Here is a 21,210-nt window from a genome sequence, read left to right as displayed (position 1 = left end):
AACCGCATATCAGCGGTGGCGGTCGCGGCGCAACCTCGGCGCCGACTCAAAGCCTGGTCCGCGAAAACGGGTTCCAGCGCACCGTGCCGAGCCGCACCTCCTCGCGCACCATGGTCAGCAGGCCGGAACCGCCGACCACGGCCAAGCCGACCAGCGACAGAAAATCCGGATATTCCCTGAAGAACAGCGCACCCAGAACCACCGCCCAGACGATCTGCGAGTAATGCGTCGGCGCGATGCGGTTGGCCGGTGCGTATTTGACCGCCAGCAGATGCAACAGCTGGCCGCCGGCGGTGAAGGCGCCGGCCAGTACCAGCCAGGCCCATTGCCTGCCATCCGGCAACGAGAACGAGGTAGCCGCCGCACCGGCGCCGTTGAAGAGCAGGCCGTAGCCGATCAGCACGCCGAGCATCGTCGTGCGCTTTTCCTGCGCGGCGAGCGAACGCATCAGGATCACATTGGTGGCGGCCAGGAAGGCGATGATGAACGCCGCCAGATGACCAAGATGCAATTCGCGAAACCCCGGTCTGACGACCAGCATGACCCCGGCAAAGCCGGCGACCACCGCCAGCCACCGCCACGGGCCGACCTTCTCCTTGAGGACCAGCGTGGCTAGGATGGTGACGAACAGCGGCGCCAGAAAGATGAGCGCATAGACTTCCGCCAGCGGGATGGTGGTGAAGGCATAGACGCTGAGCACGCCCGAGGCGATGCCGGCCCAGGCCCGGGCCTGTACCGCCCAGGGCCGGTTGGTGCGCCAGAAATCGAGCCAGCGCTCGCCTGCCGGCCTGGCAAAGAGCAGAAAGCAGCCGGCAAACAATGTCGAGAAGAAGCCGATCTCGAAGACGTTGAACTGCCCGCCCAGGCTTTTGACAACGGCGTCGCTGCACGAATAGCTTGCATAGGCGATGAGTGCGAGCAGAATTCCGTTGGGCACGTTTTTCCATTTCCGGGAGAGATGAGAGTGAAGATATTGGCGCTTGGCGCGCATTCGGACGACATCGAGATCTTCATGTTCGGTACGATGGCGGCCTATGCCGCGCAAGGCGCAGAACTCTTTTTTGCCATAGCCACGGATGGCACCAGGGGCGGCTACGGCGATCCGTCAGCGCTGGCCCGCACGCGCCGCAAGGAGGCGACGGCGGCGGCCGGCCTGGTTGGCGTGACGCCGCGCTTCCTCGACTTTCCCGATGGCGGGCTGGTCGCGGATGCCGCGCTGATCGGGGCGCTCAAAGCACTGATCGGCGAGATAGTGCCGGATCTGGTGATAACGCATGCGCCGAACGACTATCATGGCGACCACCGCGCGCTGTCGGATGGTGTGCGCATCGCAGCGTCATTCTCGGTGCCGGTGCTACATGCCGACACGTTCGGCGGCACCGGGTTTTCGCCAACGCACTACGTCGACACCTCCAGGCATTTCGATCTCAAGGCGGAGGCGATCCGGGCGCACCAGTCGCAGGATCCCGAGCGTTTCGTCGACGCGGCGCGCACGCAGAACGCCTTTCGCGCCGGCCAGTGCAACGGCCCAGCCGGATCGTTTGCCGAGGCGTTCCGCTTCGAGCCAGTCTTCCCCTTCGCCGATATCCGCGCGCTTTTGCCGCCGGCCCCAGTGATCCGTCCGGTGGCCGTCAGCAACAAGACGGTGACCTAGACAGGTCGTCGCAACTTCTCACGTTGCTTTCCTGTCCAGCATGCTGCGGTGCAGCAACGAATTCGCTTGCCTTGTTTAGTAAAAATTGCATCACTAAACAAATTACTAAACATCCGGTGCGCCGCCGCGTCGTTGTGTTTGGGCCCCCGAGGAGGGGTTTAGCGGGCTCTTGAAACCGTCATCCGGACGCGTTTCGCAAATGGGAGGAAGGCATGAAATCGACCTTGAAATTGGCGTTGGGACTGGCATCGACACTCTTTGCGTCGACAGCCGTTTCGAATGTCGCGCAGGCAGAAGATCTGACGCTTTGCTGGGCAGCCTGGGACCCGGCCAACGCGCTTGTGGAATTGTCCAAGGACTTCACCAAGGAAACCGGCATCGGCATGCAATTCGAATTCGTGCCGTGGACCAACTATGCCGATCGCTTTCTCAACGAGCTGAATTCGCACGGCAAGCTGTGCGACCTCATCATCGGCGACAGCCAGTGGATCGGCGGTGCCGCCGAGAACGGCCATTACGTCAAGCTGAACGACTTCTTCGACAAGGAGAAGATCAGCATGGATGATTTCGTGCCGGCGACCGTCGTCGGCTATTCGGAATGGCCGAAGAACTCGCCGAATTACTGGGCGCTGCCGGCCATGGGTGACGTCGTCGGTTGGACTTACCGCAAGGACTGGTTCTCCAAGCCGGAGCTGCAGAAGGAATTCAAGGAAAAGTACGGCTGGGATCTCGGCCCGCCGACGACCTTCGACCAATTGAAGCAGATCGCCGAATTCTTCCAGAAGCGCGACATCGACGGCAAGACCGTCTATGGCGCGTCGATCTACACCGAGCGCGGCTCGGAAGGCATCACCATGGGCGCCATGGACGTGCTTTACAGCTTCGGCTTCCAGTACGAAAACCCGAAAAAGCCCTACGAGATGGAAGGCTTCGTCAACTCCGATAAATCGGTGAAGGGCCTGGAGTTCTACAAAGCCCTCTACGATTGCTGCACCCCTCCCGGCGCCTCGAACAGCTACATGGGCGAAGGCGTTGATGCCTTCAAATCCGGCCAGGTGGCGATGCACATGAACTTCGCCTTCACCTGGCCAGGCCTGCAGAAGGACGAGAATGTCGGCGGCGACAAGATCGGCTATTTCGTCAATCCCAAAGGTCCGGACGGGGACCAGTTCGCCCAACTCGGCGGCCAGGGCATCTCGGTGGTCTCCTATTCCGACAAGCAGGAAGCCGCGCTCAAATACATCAAATGGTTCGCCAATAAGGACGTGCAGTCCAAATGGTGGTCGCTCGGCGGCTATTCCTGCCTCAACGCGGTCGTCAAGGACCCGGCCTTCCCGGCCAGCCAGCCCTATGCGCAGACCTTCCTCGACTCGATGGCCATCGTGAAGGACTTCTGGGCCGAGCCGAGCTATGCCCCGCTGTTGCAGGCATCGCAGAAGCGCTTCCACGACTATGTCGTTGCCGGGCAAGGCTCCGCCAAGGATGCGCTTGACGGCCTCGTCAAGGACTGGACCGAGGTCTTCCAGGACGATGGCAAGATGTAAACGGCTCCTCCCGAGCCCATGACCGAACCGTCCCGTGCCACTTGGCACGGGACACAGTTCAGATAAATTCCATTGTCGAGACGAGCCAAGTGACCGAAGCAGGACTGACCATGCTCAATCGGACGGCGGACAGCGTTGCCCGGGCTACGCCCGAGCCGTTGGCCCGCAAGGTCCGGGGCATCAGCGACAAGGGCCTCGCCTGGCTGTTCATCTCGCCGACGATCCTGTTGCTGTTAGCTATCAACATCTTTCCGCTGTTCTGGGCAATCTATCTGTCCTTCACCAATTTTCGCGCCAATCGGCCCAACGAGGTTGTGAAGAACCTCGGGCTGGCCAACTACAAGCGCATCCTCGCCGACCAGGACATCTGGATCGCCATGCAGACGACGGCGCATTTCGTGTTCTGGACCATCCTGCTGCAGACGCTGATCGGCTTCACTCTGGCCTGGCTGATCGACCGCAAGTTCCGCGGCCACGCCTTCTGGACGACCATCATCCTGGTGCCGATGATGCTATCGCCGGCGGTGGTCGGCAATTTCTGGCGCTTTCTCTACGAGCCGCAGATCGGGCTGTTCGCCTACGCCGTTTCGTTCGTCACCGGCATTCCGGCAACCGAGATCAGCATGCTCTCCAACGTGTCACTGGCGCCATGGTCGATCATCATCGTCGACACCTGGATGTGGACGCCTTACGTAATGCTGATCTGCCTCGCCGGCCTGCGCTCGATCCCCGAATACATCTACGAAGCGGCCGAGGTCGACCGCGCCTCCAACTGGCGGCAGTTCTGGTCGATCACGCTGCCGATGGCGCTGCCCTTCATCATGCTGGCGGTGCTGTTTCGCGGCATCGAGAACTTCAAGATGTTCGACATGGTCAATTTGCTCACCGGCGGCGGGCCGGGATCGACCACCGAAGTGGCCTCGATCACGCTGAAGCGGCAGGCCTTCGAAAGCTGGCGGACGGGCTATTCCTCGGCTTTCGCCATCATCCTGTTCGTCGCAGTGTTTGGCCTCGCAAACATCTACGTCAAGGCGCTCAACAAGGTGAAGCAGAGATGAGCCTGACGTCAGCCCATTCCGTTGTCGCGCCGTCGGCCACGTCGAAGCGCGTCGCCGGCGCCATCATCGTCGCCTACGCGCTGATCTCGATCGTGCCGCTGCTGTGGATCTTCGCCACCAGCTTCAAGACGCCGCCGGATTCGATCGCCTATCCGCCGAAGATCCTGTTCCAGCCCAGCCTCGAGGGCTACTGCAATTTGTTCTCGACCCGGACTCGGCAAACACCGGAATACATCAACTCGCTGGGACCGGCGACGGGCCTGTGCGACGAGACGGTGCGCAAGCGCAATATGGTGATCGCCGGCCCGTCCAACTTCATGCCGCGCTTCGTCAATTCGCTGATTATCGCGTTCGGCTCGACGTTTTGCGCGGTTTTCCTCGGCACGCTGTCGGCCTATGGTTTTTCGCGCTTCAAGGTGCCGCTCGCCGACGACCTTCTGTTCTTCATCCTGTCGACGCGGATGATGCCGCCGATCGCGGTCGCCATCCCGATCTACCTGATGTACCGGGAGCTTGGCCTGTCGGACACGGCTCTCGGCATGATCCTGCTTTATACGGCGGTCAACGTGTCCTTGGCGGTGTGGCTGCTGAAAGGCTTCATCGACGAGATCCCGCGCGAATATGAAGAAGCGGCGATGATCGACGGCTACACCAGGCTGCAGGCGTTCTGGCGCACGGTGCTGCCGCAGGCGACCACCGGTATTGCCGCAACCGCCATCTTCTGCCTGATCTTTGCCTGGAACGAATATGCCTTCGCTGCGCTGCTGACCTCGGGCACGGCGCAGACCGCGCCGCCCTTCATTCCGACCATCATCGGCGAAGGCGGTCAGGACTGGCCGGCGGTCGCGGCCGGCACGACGATCTTTCTGGTGCCGATCCTGGTCTTCACCATCCTGCTTCGCAAGCAATTGCTGCGCGGCATCACCTTTGGCGCGGTGCGTAAATGAGCATGACCGCAAAACGCAAATCGCGCTGGCCCGTCTGGGCCAGGCGCGGGCTGATGGAAAACGTAGCCACCGCGATCATCGCCATCGGCTTCCTGATGCTGTTCCAGCCCTTCGCACTGGTGCTCTACACCTATTCCTTCATCACCATGCTTGCGGGCACGGCGATGTTCATCATCGTCTCGAAATTTCCGGAGTAGACGATGGCCGAGATCAGGGTCGAACATCTGAGGAAGGCATTCGGCGATTTCGTCGCCGTGCAAGATTCCAACTTCGTCGTCGAGGACGGCGAATTCTTCGTCATGCTGGGGCCGTCCGGCTGCGGCAAGACGACGACGTTGCGCATGATCGCCGGGCTCGAACTGCCAACCGGCGGCAAGATCCTGCTTGGCGGCGAGGACGTCACCATGCGGCGTGCCCGCGAGCGCGACATCGCCTTCGTCTTCCAGCTGTTCGCGCTCTATCCGCACATGAATGTGCGGAAGAACATCGGCTTTCCACTGCTGGCGCAAGGCGTGCCAGGCGCTGAAATCCGGAGCCGAGTGGAGGAGACGGCGAAGCTTTTGCGGATCGACCATCTGCTCAACAAATCGGTCTCCGGGCTTGCCGGCGGCGATCGCCAGCGCGTGGCGCTCGGCCGCGCCATCGTACGGCGGCCAAAATGCTTCCTGATGGATGAGCCGCTCGGCACGCTCGACACCGAATTCCGCGACCTGATGGTCCATGAATTGCGAGAACTGCACAACCGCATTCACGCCACCACCGTCTATGTCACGCATGACCAGATGGAAGCGATGTCGATGGCCGACAAGATCGCGGTGATGAACCACGGCGTCATCGAGCAGTTCGGCACGCCGCGCGAGATCTACGACCGGCCGGCGACGATGTTCGTCGCCGACTTCATCGGCTCGCCGCCGATGAATTTCCTCGGCTTCGGCGGCGGGCTTTCAAAGGGCGCCAGGGAAATTGTTGTGCAAGGCGCGAAGGTGGCCGTGCCGGAGATCCGCGAGGACGTCGCGCCGGCCGAGATGGCGCTTGGCATCCGACCGGAGCACATCCGCTTCGATGACGCTTCGAAGCTGCGCGGTGCTATTTACGGCACGGAATATCTCGGCACCACTCAGATCGTCGCGGTGGAGACAGCGGACGGCATCATCAAGGCCAGGGTGCCGGCCGAAATCCGGCTCAATCCGGGCGATCATGTGGGCCTGGCGCTGAGCAGCGCGCGGCTGTCGCTGTTCGCAAAAGGATCCGGGCGTGCGGTGCGCACCGAAATCCATGACTCGGCCTCCCAGGGGAGAGCACATCATGGCTGACGTTCACATCAAAAGCGTGACCAAGGCTTTTGGCGAGCATGTCGCCGTCGACAATCTCGACCTGCATATCGCCGACGGGGAATTCGTCGTGCTGCTCGGGCCGACCGGCGCCGGCAAGACGACGACGCTCAGGCTGATCGCCGGGTTGGAGCGTCCGGAAGCGGGCTCGATCCATATTGCCGGCCACGACACGACGACGCTGTCGCCGGCCGAGCGCGACACCGCTTTCGTATTCCAGCAATATTCGCTCTATCCGCATCTGTCGGTTTACGACAACCTCGCCTTTCCGCTGCGCTCGCCAGCACGGAAAATGCCGGAGGATCAGATCCGCCGCCGCGTCGAGGACGTGGCCAAGATGGTGCGCATCCACCACAAGCTGAATAATCGCTCGACCAAACTCTCTGGCGGCGAGATGCAGCGCGTCGCCATCGGCCGCGCCTTGGTGCGCAAGCCGTCGATCTACCTGATGGACGAGCCGCTGTCGTCGCTCGACGCCAAGCTGCGCGCCGATCTCAGGCTAGAGCTGAAGCGCATCCAGGCGGAACTCGGCGCCACAATGCTCTACGTCACGCACGACCAGATCGAAGCGATGACCATGGCCGACCGCATCGGCATTCTCGCCGACGGCGTGCTGGTGCAGATCGGTTCCCCGCGCGCGATCTATTCTGAGCCGGCAAACCTACACGTCGCCGCACGGCTCGGCCAACCGGCAATCAATTTGTTGCCGGTCGGACTGCTGCCGGATGGCGGCGCGCCGGCGGGAACAAAGACGATCGGTGCTCGCACCGAACATCTTTCGATCGAGAAGGCGGCGAACGGCCATGCCGACGGCGTCGTCGATTGGGTCGAGCATCTCGGCGACCAGAACCATCTGCATGTGACGGTGGGGACCAGGAAGCTGGTGACGCTAACCGACCCCGACACCGACCTGGCTCAGGGCGACAAGATCATGATCCGCTATCGCTCGCCGCTGTATTTCGGCCCCGATGGGCGACGGCTGATGTGAGCGCTGCGCGAGTGTTTTCCTGGCACCTTTCAACCGGCAATTTCGGGCACCGGACTGGACCAATTCGATGAAGCATTTTTTCAATCGCAGGGATACGATCGTAACTGAGGCCCTGGACGGCTTCCTCGATACTACCGGCGCCGGCGATCTCGCTCGCCTCGACGGCTATCCCGAGATCAAGGTCATTCTCCGCGCGGACTGGGATAAGACCAAGGTTGCGGTCATTTCCGGCGGCGGGGCCGGGCACGAACCTGCCCATGCCGGCTTTGTTGGCATTGGCATGCTGACGGCGGCGGTTTCGGGCGAGATCTTTGCTTCGCCGAGCGTGGAAGCGGTATTGGCCGCCATCCGCGCGGTGACCGGTCCCGCCGGGTGTCTGCTGATCGTCAAGAACTATACCGGCGATCGCCTCAACTTCGGCCTGGCAGCCGAGAAGGCGCGCGCCGAAGGCTTCCGGGTCGAGATGGTGATTGTCGCCGACGATATCGCCCTGCCGGACATTGCCCAGCCGCGTGGCCTGGCCGGCACCTTGTTCGTGCACAAGATCGCCGGCCACCAGTCGGAAGCCGGCATTGACCTGGCGGCGATTGCCGGGGCGGCGCGGGCAGTGGCGGCGGATATCGTTTCGCTCGGCATATCGCTGTCATCCTGCTCGATCCCCGGCCAGAGCCATGAAGAAAGATTCGGGGCGGACGATGCCGAACTCGGCCTCGGCATCCATGGCGAACCGGGCGTTGAGCGGATTGCGGTGCAAAGTGCCGAAAGGCTGGTTGCGATCATGTCGGAGCGCCTTGCCGCGCGGCTTGATCCGGTCAGCCACTACGCCTTGCTGATCAATAATCTCGGTTCGGTGCCACCGCTGGAAATGTTGCTTGTCGCCAATGCGGTACTGGCTTCACCGCTGGCGCAAAAGGTGACGCTGACAATCGGGCCCGGGCAGCTTATGACCGCGCTCAACATGAACGGCTTTTCCCTGTCGCTGATCCGGCTCGATGCGTCGCGCGAAGCGGCGTTGCGGGCGCCGGTAGGCCCCCACGCCTGGCTGCCGGCAAGAGCCGTTCGCCAAGCCAGCGTCGTGCCGATGGCCAAAGCCGCCGGCCCGAACAACGCGTCGAAAGCCAGCCAGGACGCACGCACCGACCGGTTGGTTGTCGCGGTCTGCGAACGGCTGATCTCGCTTGAAGGCGCGTTGAACGGACTGGATGCCAAGGCGGGAGACGGTGACACCGGATCGACTGTGGCGGCCGGTGCGCGCAGCGTGCTTGGCCGCATTGCGACACTGCCGCTCGCTGAGCCTGCCGCAACGCTCGCCGTCGTCGGCGACATCCTGAGCGCCAGCATGGGCGGCTCTAGCGGCGTGCTGTTGTCGATCTTCTTCACCGCCGCCGCGCAGGCGCTGGAGTCTGGCGAAACGCTTCCCAAGGCGCTTCTCGCCGGCCTCGATCGGATGTCCTTCTATGGTGGAGCGAGGGTCGGCGATCGCACGATGATCGATGCCCTGGAACCCGCCTTGAGGGCGCTGGATAGGGGGAGTCTGGAAGATGCGGCGGTCGCGGCGCAACGCGGAGCCGAGGCCACCGCTGCCATGCGCAAGGCCAAGGCCGGGCGGTCCGCCTATATTGGCAGCCAGCTCGACGGCGTGGTCGACCCCGGCGCCTTTGCCGTCGCCGAGGTCTTCACTGCCCTCGCTGCGTTGCTCGAACCCGCTTGACTGGGGAAAAGAATGCTTCAATTGCCGGATATGCAATTTTCTCGTACTGCCGGCAGCGCAGGGGCCAGGAGCATGGGTGACATGGCGGCAGCGGATATTTCCAGGCTGATCGAGGCGGCGGCAAACACGATCGCCGCACATGCCGACGAGCTGACCAGTCTCGACCAGGCCATCGGCGACGGCGACCATGGGCTCAACATGAGACGCGGCTTCGAGGCAGTGCGGGCCGAGGCCGGCGCGTTTGCGACAAAGCCGTTGCCCGAGGCGCTGAAGGCGATCGGCACCAAACTGGTGATGACCGTCGGCGGAGCCTCCGGTCCGTTGTTCGGCACGCTGTTCATGGCGCTCGGCAAGGAGATTTCCGCCGCGCCGGGTCGCGCCGACCTGGCGGCGGCCTTCGGCAAGGCGATCGAAGCGGTTGCCGCCAGAGGCAAGTCGCAGGCCGGGCAAAAAACCATGTTAGACGTGCTGCAGCCGGTGCATGAGGCCCTGCTGCAGGGAAAGACGGCAGCGGACATCGTCGAGATCGCCGACAACGCGGCCGACGCGACCGTGCCGATGAAGGCGCTGCGTGGGCGCGCCTCGTTCCTTGGCGACCGTTCGATCGGTCATATGGACGCCGGCGCACGCTCGACTGCGCTTCTGGTGCGGGCCGTAGCCGAGGCAATCGAGAGGCGCGCATGAGCAATGTCGGCATCGTCATCGTATCGCATTCGCCGCTGGTCGCCGAAGGCACCGCCGACATGGTGCGGCAGATGGTCGGCAACGAAGTGCCGCTTGCATGGTGCGGGGGAAACGGCCATGGCGGGCTGGGAACCAATGTCGAGGCGATCATGGACGCCATCGACAAGGCCTGGTCGGAGGCGGGGGTCGCGATCCTCGTCGATCTCGGCGGTGCCGAGACCAATAGCGAGATGGCGGTCGAGATGATCGGCGAACCACGCGCCCAGAAGATCATCGTCTGCAATGCGCCGATCGTCGAAGGCGCGGTGATGGCGGCGACCGAGGCTTCCGGCGGCGCCTCGCTCAGGGAAGTGGTGGCGACGGCGCACGAATTGTCGCCGTCGTGAACGAACGGGAATTTTGACAAGCATGTCCGCAGCAGCCGAAGCCAGCGTCCTGATCACCCATGAGGTGGGACTGCATGCGCGTCCTTCGGTGAAGTTCACCAAGCTTGCCAAGACGTTTTCGGCCGACGTCGAGATTGCGCTCGCCGCCAACGGGCCATGGTTCGACGCCAAGAGCATCGTCAAGGTGATGGCGGCGAAAGCGCCGAAAGGCACTGTCCTGCATATCAGAGCCAAAGGGGACGGCGCCGGCGAGGCGGTCGGCGCACTGGTCGAGCTGGTGCGGCGCGATTTCGACGAAGGCAAGGACCATGCCCGAACCGCTTAGGCTGCAGGGCATTTCGGCATCGGCCGGCTATGCCGAGGGGCCGCTGTTCAATCTGGACCAGGCTGCTGTGCGTTATGTCCGCAAGGCGACTGCCGCGGACGAGAAGGCGGCGCTTGAGGCCGCCATCTCCATTGCCGCAGGCCGGCTCGCGACATTGATGGAAACCAGCGACAGCGAGGCGGCCGGTATCCTCGAATTCCAGCTCGCCATGCTGGAGGACGACTCGCTGACCGGCCCGGCCTTTGCGCGAATTGCCGAGGGCATGGCTGCTGATGCGGCTTGGCGAAAAGCGCTCGACGCCGAGATAGCCGGCTATGAAACATCCGAGCAGGACTATTTCCGGGCGCGCGCGGCCGACATGCGCGACATACGCGACCAGGTGCTACGCGCGCTTGCCGGGGGTGGCGACATTGCCGCGCCGGCAGGTGCGATCTTCTACGGCGAGGATATCGCACCGACGCGCTTCCTCGAAACCGACTGGAGTGCCGGCGGCGGCATAGCACTTACGGCCGGAAGTGCCGCAAGTCATGTCGCAATGCTGGCACGCTCACGCGGCGTGCCAATGGTGGTGGGGTTGGGGCTCGTAGCGCGTGGGGTAGCCGGGCCCGGTGCTTCGCCGGCTCACCTTGCCGGAATCGCACTGCTCGATGCCGAACATGGCGGCATCGTGTTGGCGCCTTCGAAAGTGGAGATCGACGCATTCCGGCGATCGTCGTCGTCTTTCGCGGCGCATCGCGACAAAGCGGCAGCCTATTTGACAAGGCCGGCAGCAACGAAGACCGGCATAGCGGTCCACGTGCAGGTGAATATTGCCGATCCGTCCGATGTCGACCGCATCGATGCTGCGGCGTGCGACGGTGTCGGGCTGATGCGGACCGAATTCCTGTTCGGCAAGACGCTGCCGGACGAGGAGACGCAATATCGCGCCTACCGTAGAGTGCTGGAATGGGCAGGCGACAGGCCGGTGACGATCCGTACTGTCGATGCGGGCGGCGATAAACCTGTGCCGGGCCTGACCGTCGAGGAAGGTAATCCATTCCTTGGCCTGCGCGGGATCAGGCTGTCGCTGATGCGTCCGGAGATCTTTGGTGTGCAGATCCGCGCCTTGCTACGTGCCGCCATGCACGGCAATCTGAAGGTGATGTTCCCGATGATCGCCGTTCCGGAAGAGTATGAACACGCCACCGCGCTGTTCGCTGAGGAGCAGGCTGACCTTTTGGCGCGCGGCATCGCGCACAAAATGCCGCCGCTTGGCATCATGGTCGAGGTGCCGTCGGTGGCCATCGCACCGGAGGCATTCGCCAAGGCCGCTTTCTTCTCGATCGGTTCGAATGATTTGACCCAATACGTGATGGCCGCCGCGCGCGACAATGCGTCGGTCGCACATTTGAATTCCGTCAGGCATCCGGCCGTGCTCCGGCTGATCGCCTCGGTTGCCGCCTTCGGCCGCGAGCATAATATCCCGGTCAGCCTGTGTGGCGATGCCGGCGGCGACCCCGCCTCGATCCCGGCGCTGCTCGAAACCGGCCTGCGTGACCTCTCCGTCGCTCCCGCCCAACTCGCGATGGCCAAGGCGGCCATCGCGGACGTTTCGATCTAGGCCCCGGTATGGCAGACAAGGCGTCGCAATCCGGCCCCGAAGAGGCGATCCGCGCCTACAAGACGATCCTGTCGCAGGTGATCGACCAGCGCCCGTCCGGCATGCGCCAGCGCCTCGCCGATGCGCTGGGCAAGCATCGCAGCTTCGTCACGCAGATTTCCAGCCCGGCCTATTCGACGCCGATCCCGTCGAAGCATTTGCCGGCTATCTTCTCCGTCTGCCATTTCAGCCCGGCCGAACGCGATCATTTCCTTGAGGCCTACCATCGGGCGCATCCGGGAAAGATGTCGCTGGCCGCAGGCTTGCGCAAGACACGCCATGTCTCGCTGATCGTTCCCGATTTCGGCGACGACAAGCAGAACGCGGCGCTCGACCGGGCGGTCAACGATTTCATCCAGAAGATCACCAGCATTGCCGGCAAGGGCAGCTGACGCTGGGCTATTTCGGGAGGACGGCCATGAAGAAATTTTTGAATTCGGTCGATACGGTGCTGACCGAGAGCCTCGACGGCTTCGTTGCCGCGCATGCCGATATCCTGGCGCTTGGCGCGGAACACAGATTTGTCCGCCGCAAGCTGCTCACACCGGGCAAGGTGGCGCTGATCTCCGGCGGCGGCTCGGGTCACGAGCCGCTACATGGCGGGTTCGTCGGGCACGGCATGCTGGATGCGGCCTGCCCCGGCCAGGTATTCACCTCGCCAACGCCTGACCAGATGATGGCGGCGGCCGAAGTCGTCAATACGGGCGCCGGCTGCCTGTTCATCGTCAAGAACTACGAGGGCGACGTGATGAATTTCGACATGGCCGCTGAAATGTCGGAAGGCGTGATGCAAATCGTGACCAATGACGACGTTGCGGTCGAAAACTCGTCCTACACCACCGGCCGGCGCGGCGTCGCCGGCACGCTGGTGGTCGAGAAAATCGTCGGCGCGGCGGCCGAACAAGGCATGGCACTGGAGCCGTTGAAGGCGCTCGGCGAGCGCGTCAACGGCGCGACGCGCTCGATGGGCGTGGCGCTGACCAGTTGCACCGTGCCGGCGGCGGGCAAGCCGACCTTCGATATCGGCGACGGCGAGATGGAGTTCGGGGTCGGCATCCACGGCGAGCCTGGGAGGCGGCGCGACACATTGAAAAGCGCCGATGCTATCGCCGAGGAGATCTGTACCGCAATCCTGGGTGACCTGGGCGACGGTGCCAGAGGCCAGGCGCTACTCTTCGTCAACGGCTTTGGCGGCACACCGTTGATGGAGCTTTATCTGATGTACAACAGCGCCCGCAAAATCTTCGAGAAGCACGGCGTGACGGTGATCCGGTCGCTGGTCGGGTCCTATGTGACCTCGCTCGATATGGCCGGCTGTTCGATCACGCTGAGCATGCTCGACGACGAGGCGGCTATTTGGTGGGATGCACCGGTACATACGGCCGCGCTGCGCTGGGGCATGTAGCGGCGGAGAATGCCCCAGAAATAGTCGGTGACAAGACCGGTATCGGCAACGCCGCGCATCGCCAGACAGGTTGCCCTCCTCACCCTGCGTAAGATAAAGAATCTGCGGGTTTGGGGAGTTCGAGCATGCGTTACAATTGGGATCGGGCGCCGACGGGTTTCGAGCGCCATGGAAAGGTGCTGGCAGCCGCCTTGCTGATCGTCGGCGGGGTCGGACTTATGCTCGCTGCCCTCCCGCTTTAGGGACAACAAACTCGGGTAGCGGACTACGTCTCAGCGCGTTGCCTCAGTGCGCCTGGCCAGTCACGGCGATGAAACGGCGGTCGCGCCCTTCAAATCCCTGGCTGAAGCGCTGCACGAGCACCGCAAGCACGCCCGGTTTTCCATCCGGGGTGAATGCGTAAGATTCCGACAGGCTGTAGGAAGTCGGGCAATTCCTCGAACCGGGCACCGCCTTGTCCTCATGCAGCAGCTTGATCGGCTTGCCGTCCTGACCCTGCAGCGTCAGGCGAAAGCCGAGCGCCTTGCCGGTCGTTTCGCCTTGCAGCGTCGCGTCGAAACTCGCTGAACAATCCGCCGTGCTGTCGGCACGGATCTGCTCGAGCTGGATGGTGCCAAGCTCGTCATAGGCCGGCGAAAGCCATTTTTGCGAAACCTGCTCGAGGCGCGCAATGTCATTGTAGGCGACCATGTCGTCGGGAAAGGTGAACCTGTCCAAGGCAGTCCGCTCGCCGCGCGGCGCGATGGCATATTTGGCCAGCAAGGGCGCCGCCAGTTCGGCGGCCTGTGCCCTCGCCTGCGCAAGCGTCAATGTCGAATCCTCCGTCTCGTCGGCGATGACGATCGGCTTGCCGCCGACGAACTCATCGGTCCGCGTGTCGATGATGTCGATCTCCGACCAGCCCGAATCCGAAGCACCGGCATCGAGCGTGCCGTACTGTTCGAAGGCGAAGTAGTTGCCGTCTGGCGAAAAGCCGATGACGCGCCGAGCCGCCGCGTCGCCTGCCTGAGCAGCTGAAGCGAGCACCACCGCCAGCGTCGCAACCGCGGCAAACCCAAGCTCATATCGCAATTTCATCGCGCCCTGCCCCTAGTGCCGAAAATTCGAACGATACCGGCCCCCAGACCACCATGACCCGCACTTGCGGCCAAGTTAGAACGACGGCAAACGAAACGCACAAATACATGGTTACACAAACCAGCATACGCTATTTCAAGGACAGCAAACATTCCTGGGGAGGAAGCTGGATGGCGTCACGCTACCACGAGGTCTACGACGGCTGGAAACGCGACCCGGAAAAATTCTGGGCCGATGCCGCGGGCGCAATCGACTGGTTCTCGCCCTTCGAGACGGTGTTCGACGCCAATGCCGGCGTCTATGGCAGGTGGTTCATTGGCGCCTCGTGCAACACCTGCTTCAATGCCGTCGATCGTCATGTGGCGGGCGGCCGTGCCGACCAGATCGCGTTGATCCATGACAGCGCGATTTCCGGCACAATCAGGAAGTTCACCTATACCGAGTTGAAGCGCGAGGTGATCGCGCTGACCTCGGTGCTCAAGAATCGTGGCATCCAAAAAGGCGATCGCGTCATCATCTACATGCCGATGGTGCCGGAAGCAGCCTTCGCCATGCTTGCCTGTGCGCGGATCGGCGCCGTGCATTCGGTGGTCTTCGGCGGCTTTGCCTCGCATGAGCTCGCCACCCGCATCGACGACGCCAAGCCGAAGCTGATCATCTCCGCTTCCTGCGGCCTGGAGCCAGGGCGCGTGGTTGCCTATAAGCCGCTGCTCGACAAGGCGATCGAGATGTCGCGGCACAAGCCGGAAAGCTGCCTTATCCTGCAGCGCGACCAACTGCGCTGCGAACTCAGGGAAAACCACGATATCGACTATGCCGACGCCGTGGCGCGGGAGCGGGCCGCGGGTGCCAATGTCGACTGTGTTCCGGTGCTTGCCACCGATCCGCTCTACATCATCTACACGTCGGGCACGACCGGCCAGCCGAAGGGAATCGTGCGTGACAATGGCGGCCATATGGTCGCGCTGAAATGGTCGATGGAAAACGAGTTCGGCGTCAAACCGGGCGAAGTGTTCTGGGCGGCTTCCGATGTCGGCTGGGTGGTCGGCCATTCCTATATCGTCTACGGCCCGCTGCTGCATGGCTGCACAACGATCCTGTTCGAGGGCAAGCCGGTCGGCACGCCCGATGCCGGCACCTATTGGCGTGTGATCGCCGAGCATGGCGTCGTCGCGCTGTTCACCGCGCCAACCGCCTTTCGCGCCATCAAAGGACAGGACCCGAAGGGCGAATTCGTCCCGAAATACGACCTGTCCAAATTCCGGACGCTGTTCCTCGCCGGCGAGCGCGCCGATCCCGAAACCATCAAATGGGCGGAGCAGAAATTGACCTTGCCGGTGATCGACCATTGGTGGCAGACCGAGACCGGCTCGCCGATGACCATCAACCCCGCCGGACTGGGCCTGTTGCCGGTCAAATACGGCTCGCCCGGCGTGCCGATGCCCGGTTATGACATCCGCGTGCTCGACGATGCCGGGCATGAGGTCAAGCGTGGTACGCTTGGCAATGTCGTGGTGAGATTGCCGTTGCCCCCCGGCTGCCTGCCGACGCTGTGGAATGCCGACGAGCGGTTTCGCCAAGCCTATCTCGACGAGTTCCCCGGCTTCTACAAAACCGCGGATGCCGGCATGATGGACGAGGACGGCTATCTCTATGTCATGGCTCGCACCGACGACATCATCAATGTCGCCGGCCACCGGCTATCGACCGGCGCCATGGAGGAGATTCTGGCCGCGCATCCCGACGTCGCCGAATGCGCCGTCGTCGGTATGGCCGATGCTATGAAAGGCCAGGTTCCACTCGGCTTCGTCGTGCTGAATGCCGGCGTCGACCGCGACGCCGGCATCATCGAAAACGAGGTTGTCACCCTAGTGCGCGAACGGATCGGCCCGGTCGCTGCCTTCAAGACGGTGGTGACGATCAAGCGCCTGCCGAAGACGCGCTCCGGCAAGATCCTGCGCGGCACCATGCAGAAGATCGCCGACAAGGAGGAATGGGCCATGCCGGCAACGATCGACGACCCGGCCATCCTCGACGAGATCACCGCCGCGCTGAACCGCCGCGGCATCGGCCTGTAATGGGCGCCGAAGCCGAGTTGCGTCCGAAGCTCCGGTATGGAACGACCGGCGCCGGACGTGGTATCCACGCGCGGTGTCGTCATGTTGTTTCGGAATCGAGACGCACCCACAGCCATGCGAGACGCCATACGTGACCCTGTTCCAGCGATCGAGAAAGCCCCAGGCCGCGGCACGCCAGCGGCTGGAGATCGATATGCGGGGCGCAGTCGTCTATGCGATCGGCGACGTGCATGGCTGCTACAAGGAACTCCGCGCCCTGGAGCAGAAGATCGTGCTCGATTCGGCGCCCTTCGAAGGGCGCAAGCTCATAATCATGCTTGGCGACTACGTCGATCGTGGACCCCAGTCGGCGCGTGTGCTCGATCATCTGCTGGCGCCACCGCTCCGTGATTTCCAGCGCATCTGCCTTGCCGGCAACCACGAAGTCGTGATGCTGAACTACGTCGACGGGATCATTTCGAGAGAGTCGTGGCTGGCGATAGGCGGCCTGCAAACGCTGTTTTCCTACGGCGTCGACCCGTCGCGCATGGCCGATCTCTATGGGTCAAGCGAGGAGGTCGACAAGCGCATTCGGGAAGTCATTCCAGCCGACCACATTAGCTTCATGCGCGCGCTGCCGGTCATGGTCTGTTCGGCGAAATTCGTGTTCGTCCATGCCGGCATCAGGCCCGGCATCGACCTCGCCGCGCAGGACGAGGACGACCTGCTGAATATCCGTTCGGACTTCTTCGACGCTGCGCATCTTCTCGACCGCTATGTCGTGCACGGACATACGCCGGTCGACACTCCGAAGCTCGAGGGACGCCGGCTTGGCATAGACACCGGCGCCTTCCAAACCGGCCAGCTGACCGCCCTCAGGATCGTCGACAACCGCGCCAGGTTGATATTTTCCTGAGCGCGATGTCGTCGCTCAGGCGGCTGCCTTGGTGCGCGCTTCCGATTTTTCCAGATAGTAGCTCGAATATTTGTCGAAGAATTTTTCCGAGCCGCCGATCGCGCCATATTTGGCCAGCTTCTTCAGTTCGACCTTGTTCAGCACCGCGCCAATGATCTTCTTGGCGATGTAGGGCTCCGAGCTGAGCATGGATTGCACCATCGCACGCGGCGTGCGTCCCCATTCGGTGACCAGCACGAAGCCGTCGACAAGCGGAGCGAAGGCCTTGGCGTCGACGACAGGCCCGAGCGGCGGCAGATCGACGATGATGTATTCGAAGGTTTCCTTGGCGTTATCGATGAAACGCCGCATGCCGGCTGAAGACAGAAGCTCGCTGGTATGCGAAAACTGGCCACGCAGGACGGCCGGAATGATAGCCAGCTTGGTCTGCCGGTCGATCTTGCCGACCGATTGCCATGTCTGCCCGCTCACCACAGCTTCCATCAGGCCCTGCTCGGCCTCCATACCGAGGCTGCGGCTGAGGCCGGGATTGCGCAGGTCGCCATCGATCAGCAGCGTTTTCGATCCGTTGACGGCAAGCAGCCCGGCAAGATTGGCCGCCACCGTCGACTTGCCCTCGCCGGGAAGCACCGAGACCACGCCGATGACCCGGCTGCCCTGGCCTTCCATGACGACATCGAAGGCGATCTTGGCGTTGCGCAGCGTCTCGGAGAACATCGATGCCGGGGCATCGACGGTTACCCGCATCCGCGCACGTTTTTCGGCTGCCGACAATGTTTTGGAGGGCTGGGACTTGGAGGACTTGGCGGTCTTGGATTCAACGACTTTGACGTCAGGCTGACCGCCATTGCGCTGGTCATCCTTGCCAGCCTTGCCGATGACCGGCAGGTAGCCGAGGAATTTGAGGCCGACCCGGTCGCGCACATCCTCGCCGGTCCTGAAGAAGCGTTCCCTGAATTCATTCAGGCCACCAACCCCTGCCCCCAGCATCATGCCAAGCGCCAGCGAAAGCCCCAGCACGATGGCTGTGCGGGGGGTTGCGGCCGACTGCGGCATCGTCGCGTCCGAGATGACCCGGATCTTGCCGACCGGGAAGGATTGCTGCTGGGCGGCCTCCTCATAGCGGTTCAGGAACGTCTGGTAGAGCGTCGACAGCGCCGTCGCCTTTTGGTCCAGCTCACGCAGCTTGACCTGCGACTGGTTGTCGATGGAGCTCTTGCCAGCCGCCAAGGCGACATTTGCGCGGAGCGCGGTTTCGCGCGCCAGAGCGACCTCGTATTCGTTGCGGTAGCTTTCGGTCAGTTGCTTCAGCTCGCCGAAAATCTGCGCCGATATGTCGGCCTTCTCCTTGGCGAGCGCGACGGCCTGCGGATGTTGCGGGCCGAAATTGGCTTCGACATCCTGCTGTCGCTTGGATACGGTGAGATAGCGGTTCTTCAGCGTCGTGATGACCGAGCTGCTCGGCTGGTCGTTCGATATCGCAGCGTCCTTGAACGCGTTGTCCGAGCCGCTTTCGACGATCGACTTGTACTGCTGATAGCGGGCGCCGGCACGTGCTGTATCGGCCTGCGCGACGATCAACTGGGTGTTGAGATCGGACAATTGCTTGTCGCTGATCAGCTGGCCGTCATTGACGGCCAATCCGTGTTCGGCCCTGAACTTTTCGACCGCCAGTGCAGCCGCCTGGGAGCTCTCACGAAGCTCGGTCAGCCTGCCTTGCAGCCAGACCGCCGCCCGCTCGGTCGCGTCGAAGCTGGCATCGAGTTGATCGGCTAGATAGGCATCGGCATAGGCCTTGGTGATGGCGGTCGCAAGCGCCGGATCCGTCGCCTGGAAGGAGATGCTGATGACAAAGCTCCGGCCGATCCGCTCGGCATCGAGTTGGGTCTGCAGTTTGAAGATTGCGTAGTCACGGGGCGATGAGGATGCGGTGATCGCGTCACGCGTCGCAGCATCAAGCTGAGTGACATCGGTTGTGCTAGCGGCGCGCTTGGGGCGGACAGACTGGACGATACCGCGCACAAAGCCAGCAACCTTCGACAGGGCCGACGTCGGAGGGTTCATGAAAGCGTCGTTCTGATCGAGCTTCAGCTTGTCGACGACCACCCCAGCCAGCCTGGCCGACTGTAGTATTTCGATCTGGCTCAGAACGGCGGAGTCGGTCTGCATGCTGACCGACGCCGCCGAAATGTCGTCGACGACCTTGTTCAATCCTTCGTCGATCAGCACGCTGCTCGTCGCCACATAGGTAGGAGGCGTCGTCTGCAAATAGAGCACGCCGAGAAAGAGACCGATGACGGCGCAGGCGGCAACCACTTTCGCCTGCCGCGCGGCCATGCCAAGCAGGCGCTCGATGTCGATGAAGTCTTCGGCGTTTGCCGCATTAGAAGCCGGCAATGGCGTCCTCTTGTCGACAGGAAAATTGGCATAGTTCATCTTCGGTCCAATTCTAGTTTGCAGGCGCTACCGCCTCGAAGGTCGGGACATAGGGTGCAAACCTTGCGGCGGACAGTGCGCGTTACGCGCGGCGCAACGGCCTGTCCTGCGTCATCAGCCGCACCCACAATGCCTCGAAAAAATGGACATTATGCGGCTTCTTCCCGACGCTGATGCGACCGGACGAATTCCTGCAGCATCTCGAAGATCGGGCCCTTCATGTCCTCCCGCGCCAGCGCGAAAGCGATATTGGCCTGGATGAACCCCTCCTTCGAACCGCAGTCGAACATGCGGCCGTCGAAAGGCTGGGCGAAGAAGGCCTGGGTCTGTGCGAGACGCACCATTGCGTCGGTCAGCTGGATCTCGTTTCCGGCGCCGCGTTGCTGGCTGGCAAGCAACGAGAATATCTCGGGCTGCAGGATGTAGCGGCCGTTGATGTAGAAGTTCGACGGCGCGTTGGCAGGAGCCGGCTTTTCGACCATGGCCGTTACCTCGAAGCCCGTGCCGACATCAGCGCCGCGCCCGACAATGCCGTATTTGCTGGTCTCGGTCGGATCGCAACGCTCGACGGCGATGACGTTTGCGCCAGTCCGTGCGTAAAGATCAGCGACTTCGGCGAGACAGCCACGCCCGCCGAAGGACACCATGTCCGGCAAAAGCAATGCGAAGGGCTCGTCACCGATGACTTCGCGCGCGCACCAGACGGCATGGCCGAGGCCTTGCGGCGACTGCTGGCGGATGAAGCTCGTCGCGCCGGCGACGGGAAGCAGGCTTTCAAGCGATTCGAGTTGCGCCTTCTTGCCGCTCTGCTCCAGGGTTCCGATCAGTTCAGGATGCAGGTCGAAATAGTCCTCGATCACCGCCTTGTTGCGGCCGGTGACGAAGACGATGTGCTCGATGCCGGCCTCGAACGCCTCGTCAACCGCATATTGCACGACAGGCCTGTCGACCACCGGCAGCATTTCCTTCGGCATGGACTTGGTCGCCGGCAGGAACCGCGTTCCGAGCCCCGCCACCGGTATGACTGCCTTCCTGACTTTTTTCATTGCATG

20 protein-coding genes are annotated in these 21,210 nt (G+C 62.7%); 16 read left to right on the top strand and 4 right to left on the bottom strand.

Annotated features, from left to right (window positions below):
• Window positions 1-46: 46 nt before the first annotated feature.
• Window positions 47-937 carry a DMT family transporter gene (locus NKJ81_RS10810; RefSeq protein ID WP_352448474.1) on the bottom strand — a complete coding sequence of 297 codons (891 nt, stop codon included), beginning with the start codon at window positions 935-937 and terminating at the stop codon, window positions 47-49.
• A gap of 27 nt (window positions 938-964) precedes the next feature.
• On the opposite strand from NKJ81_RS10810, the gene NKJ81_RS10805 reads away from it, so the two are divergent.
• The 14 genes from NKJ81_RS10805 (at window position 965) to dhaK (ending at window position 13,672) form a co-directional block, all read left to right on the top strand.
• Complete coding sequence (locus NKJ81_RS10805) at window positions 965-1,654, top strand: PIG-L deacetylase family protein (RefSeq protein ID WP_352469943.1); 690 nt, start codon at window positions 965-967, stop codon at window positions 1,652-1,654.
• A gap of 212 nt (window positions 1,655-1,866) precedes the next feature.
• A complete protein-coding gene (locus NKJ81_RS10800) occupies window positions 1,867-3,198 on the top strand; it encodes an ABC transporter substrate-binding protein (protein WP_352540416.1) in 1,332 nt (443 codons plus the stop codon).
• A gap of 110 nt (window positions 3,199-3,308) precedes the next feature.
• The gene (locus NKJ81_RS10795; RefSeq protein WP_031211681.1) at window positions 3,309-4,256 is read left to right on the top strand and encodes a carbohydrate ABC transporter permease; all 948 of its coding nucleotides are present in this window, start codon (window positions 3,309-3,311) and stop codon (window positions 4,254-4,256) included.
• Window positions 4,253-5,203, top strand: coding sequence for a carbohydrate ABC transporter permease (locus NKJ81_RS10790; protein WP_352448471.1), 951 nt, complete (start codon window positions 4,253-4,255; stop codon window positions 5,201-5,203). The genes NKJ81_RS10795 and NKJ81_RS10790 overlap by 4 nt, the downstream gene beginning before the upstream one ends.
• The gene (locus tag NKJ81_RS10785; protein ID WP_023676334.1) at window positions 5,200-5,400 is read left to right on the top strand and encodes a hypothetical protein; all 201 of its coding nucleotides are present in this window, start codon (window positions 5,200-5,202) and stop codon (window positions 5,398-5,400) included. The genes NKJ81_RS10790 and NKJ81_RS10785 overlap by 4 nt, the downstream gene beginning before the upstream one ends.
• A gap of 3 nt (window positions 5,401-5,403) precedes the next feature.
• Complete coding sequence (locus NKJ81_RS10780; protein WP_352448470.1) at window positions 5,404-6,516, top strand: ABC transporter ATP-binding protein; 1,113 nt, start codon at window positions 5,404-5,406, stop codon at window positions 6,514-6,516.
• Entirely contained in the window at window positions 6,509-7,522 is a 1,014-nt protein-coding gene (locus tag NKJ81_RS10775; RefSeq protein WP_352448469.1) for an ABC transporter ATP-binding protein, read from the top strand. The genes NKJ81_RS10780 and NKJ81_RS10775 overlap by 8 nt, the downstream gene beginning before the upstream one ends.
• Before the next feature lie 67 nt (window positions 7,523-7,589).
• Window positions 7,590-9,233, top strand: a complete 1,644-nt coding sequence (locus NKJ81_RS10770) for a dihydroxyacetone kinase subunit DhaK (RefSeq protein WP_352540415.1) — start codon at window positions 7,590-7,592, stop codon at window positions 9,231-9,233.
• 81 nt (window positions 9,234-9,314) lie between these two features.
• Window positions 9,315-9,917 (top strand): dihydroxyacetone kinase subunit DhaL, encoded by a 603-nt coding sequence (dhaL, locus tag NKJ81_RS10765; RefSeq protein WP_352469938.1) that lies wholly within the window; start codon window positions 9,315-9,317, stop codon window positions 9,915-9,917.
• Window positions 9,914-10,303 carry a dihydroxyacetone kinase phosphoryl donor subunit DhaM gene (gene dhaM / locus NKJ81_RS10760; RefSeq protein WP_352469937.1) on the top strand — a complete coding sequence of 130 codons (390 nt, stop codon included), beginning with the start codon at window positions 9,914-9,916 and terminating at the stop codon, window positions 10,301-10,303. Before dhaL ends, dhaM begins: the two co-directional genes overlap by 4 nt.
• Before the next feature lie 22 nt (window positions 10,304-10,325).
• Window positions 10,326-10,628 (top strand): HPr family phosphocarrier protein, encoded by a 303-nt coding sequence (locus NKJ81_RS10755; protein WP_023676329.1) that lies wholly within the window; start codon window positions 10,326-10,328, stop codon window positions 10,626-10,628.
• Window positions 10,612-12,228, top strand: a complete 1,617-nt coding sequence (gene ptsP, locus NKJ81_RS10750) for a phosphoenolpyruvate--protein phosphotransferase (protein ID WP_352540414.1) — start codon at window positions 10,612-10,614, stop codon at window positions 12,226-12,228. The genes NKJ81_RS10755 and ptsP overlap by 17 nt, the downstream gene beginning before the upstream one ends.
• Window positions 12,229-12,236: 8 nt before the next feature.
• Complete coding sequence (locus NKJ81_RS10745; RefSeq protein WP_023676327.1) at window positions 12,237-12,659, top strand: hypothetical protein; 423 nt, start codon at window positions 12,237-12,239, stop codon at window positions 12,657-12,659.
• A 26-nt stretch (window positions 12,660-12,685) separates the two neighbouring features.
• The gene (dhaK, locus tag NKJ81_RS10740; protein WP_352469935.1) at window positions 12,686-13,672 is read left to right on the top strand and encodes a dihydroxyacetone kinase subunit DhaK; all 987 of its coding nucleotides are present in this window, start codon (window positions 12,686-12,688) and stop codon (window positions 13,670-13,672) included.
• A gap of 285 nt (window positions 13,673-13,957) precedes the next feature.
• Here the strand turns inward: dhaK and NKJ81_RS10735 are convergent, their stop codons facing one another.
• Window positions 13,958-14,749, bottom strand: coding sequence for a DUF2259 domain-containing protein (locus NKJ81_RS10735; protein WP_352454688.1), 792 nt, complete (start codon window positions 14,747-14,749; stop codon window positions 13,958-13,960).
• Window positions 14,750-14,919: 170 nt separating this feature from the next.
• On the opposite strand from NKJ81_RS10735, the gene NKJ81_RS10730 reads away from it, so the two are divergent.
• Both NKJ81_RS10730 and NKJ81_RS10725 read left to right on the top strand, forming a co-directional pair.
• Window positions 14,920-16,827, top strand: coding sequence for a propionyl-CoA synthetase (locus NKJ81_RS10730; protein ID WP_352540413.1), 1,908 nt, complete (start codon window positions 14,920-14,922; stop codon window positions 16,825-16,827).
• Between the two features lie 193 nt (window positions 16,828-17,020).
• Window positions 17,021-17,722: a metallophosphoesterase family protein gene (locus NKJ81_RS10725; protein WP_352469933.1), complete on the top strand. Its 702-nt coding sequence runs from the start codon at window positions 17,021-17,023 to the stop codon at window positions 17,720-17,722.
• Between the two features lie 15 nt (window positions 17,723-17,737).
• On the opposite strand, the gene NKJ81_RS10720 is transcribed toward NKJ81_RS10725, so the two are convergent.
• Window positions 17,738-20,158: a polysaccharide biosynthesis tyrosine autokinase gene (locus NKJ81_RS10720; protein WP_352469932.1), complete on the bottom strand. Its 2,421-nt coding sequence runs from the start codon at window positions 20,156-20,158 to the stop codon at window positions 17,738-17,740.
• Between the two features lie 149 nt (window positions 20,159-20,307).
• Window positions 20,308-21,204: a UTP--glucose-1-phosphate uridylyltransferase gene (locus NKJ81_RS10715; protein ID WP_352540412.1), complete on the bottom strand. Its 897-nt coding sequence runs from the start codon at window positions 21,202-21,204 to the stop codon at window positions 20,308-20,310.
• Window positions 21,205-21,210 lie beyond the last annotated feature (6 nt).

This window comes from Mesorhizobium sp. M0018, assembly GCF_040323955.1.
Lineage (GTDB): Bacteria > Pseudomonadota > Alphaproteobacteria > Rhizobiales > Rhizobiaceae > Mesorhizobium.
Note: the sequence above shows the minus strand (reverse complement) of the source record. Positions and strands in the feature narration are given on the sequence as shown.

What these genes read in the sequence shown, in the direction of transcription:
- NKJ81_RS10800 (WP_352540416.1), top strand. Translation starts at nt 1,867, where the DNA reads ATGAAATCGACCTTGAAATTGGCGTTGGGACTGGCATCGACACTCTTT.
- NKJ81_RS10795 (WP_031211681.1), top strand. Translation starts at nt 3,309, where the DNA reads ATGCTCAATCGGACGGCGGACAGCGTTGCCCGGGCTACGCCCGAGCCG.
- NKJ81_RS10790 (WP_352448471.1), top strand. Translation starts at nt 4,253, where the DNA reads ATGAGCCTGACGTCAGCCCATTCCGTTGTCGCGCCGTCGGCCACGTCG.
- NKJ81_RS10785 (WP_023676334.1), top strand. Translation starts at nt 5,200, where the DNA reads ATGAGCATGACCGCAAAACGCAAATCGCGCTGGCCCGTCTGGGCCAGG.
- NKJ81_RS10780 (WP_352448470.1), top strand. Translation starts at nt 5,404, where the DNA reads ATGGCCGAGATCAGGGTCGAACATCTGAGGAAGGCATTCGGCGATTTC.
- NKJ81_RS10775 (WP_352448469.1), top strand. Translation starts at nt 6,509, where the DNA reads ATGGCTGACGTTCACATCAAAAGCGTGACCAAGGCTTTTGGCGAGCAT.
- NKJ81_RS10770 (WP_352540415.1), top strand. Translation starts at nt 7,590, where the DNA reads ATGAAGCATTTTTTCAATCGCAGGGATACGATCGTAACTGAGGCCCTG.
- dhaL (WP_352469938.1), top strand. Translation starts at nt 9,315, where the DNA reads ATGGCGGCAGCGGATATTTCCAGGCTGATCGAGGCGGCGGCAAACACG.
- dhaM (WP_352469937.1), top strand. Translation starts at nt 9,914, where the DNA reads ATGAGCAATGTCGGCATCGTCATCGTATCGCATTCGCCGCTGGTCGCC.
- NKJ81_RS10755 (WP_023676329.1), top strand. Translation starts at nt 10,326, where the DNA reads ATGTCCGCAGCAGCCGAAGCCAGCGTCCTGATCACCCATGAGGTGGGA.
- ptsP (WP_352540414.1), top strand. Translation starts at nt 10,612, where the DNA reads ATGCCCGAACCGCTTAGGCTGCAGGGCATTTCGGCATCGGCCGGCTAT.
- NKJ81_RS10745 (WP_023676327.1), top strand. Translation starts at nt 12,237, where the DNA reads ATGGCAGACAAGGCGTCGCAATCCGGCCCCGAAGAGGCGATCCGCGCC.
- dhaK (WP_352469935.1), top strand. Translation starts at nt 12,686, where the DNA reads ATGAAGAAATTTTTGAATTCGGTCGATACGGTGCTGACCGAGAGCCTC.
- NKJ81_RS10735 (WP_352454688.1), bottom strand. Translation starts at nt 14,749, where the DNA reads ATGAAATTGCGATATGAGCTTGGGTTTGCCGCGGTTGCGACGCTGGCG.
- NKJ81_RS10730 (WP_352540413.1), top strand. Translation starts at nt 14,920, where the DNA reads ATGGCGTCACGCTACCACGAGGTCTACGACGGCTGGAAACGCGACCCG.
- NKJ81_RS10725 (WP_352469933.1), top strand. Translation starts at nt 17,021, where the DNA reads ATGCGGGGCGCAGTCGTCTATGCGATCGGCGACGTGCATGGCTGCTAC.
- NKJ81_RS10720 (WP_352469932.1), bottom strand. Translation starts at nt 20,158, where the DNA reads ATGAACTATGCCAATTTTCCTGTCGACAAGAGGACGCCATTGCCGGCT.
- NKJ81_RS10715 (WP_352540412.1), bottom strand. Translation starts at nt 21,204, where the DNA reads ATGAAAAAAGTCAGGAAGGCAGTCATACCGGTGGCGGGGCTCGGAACG.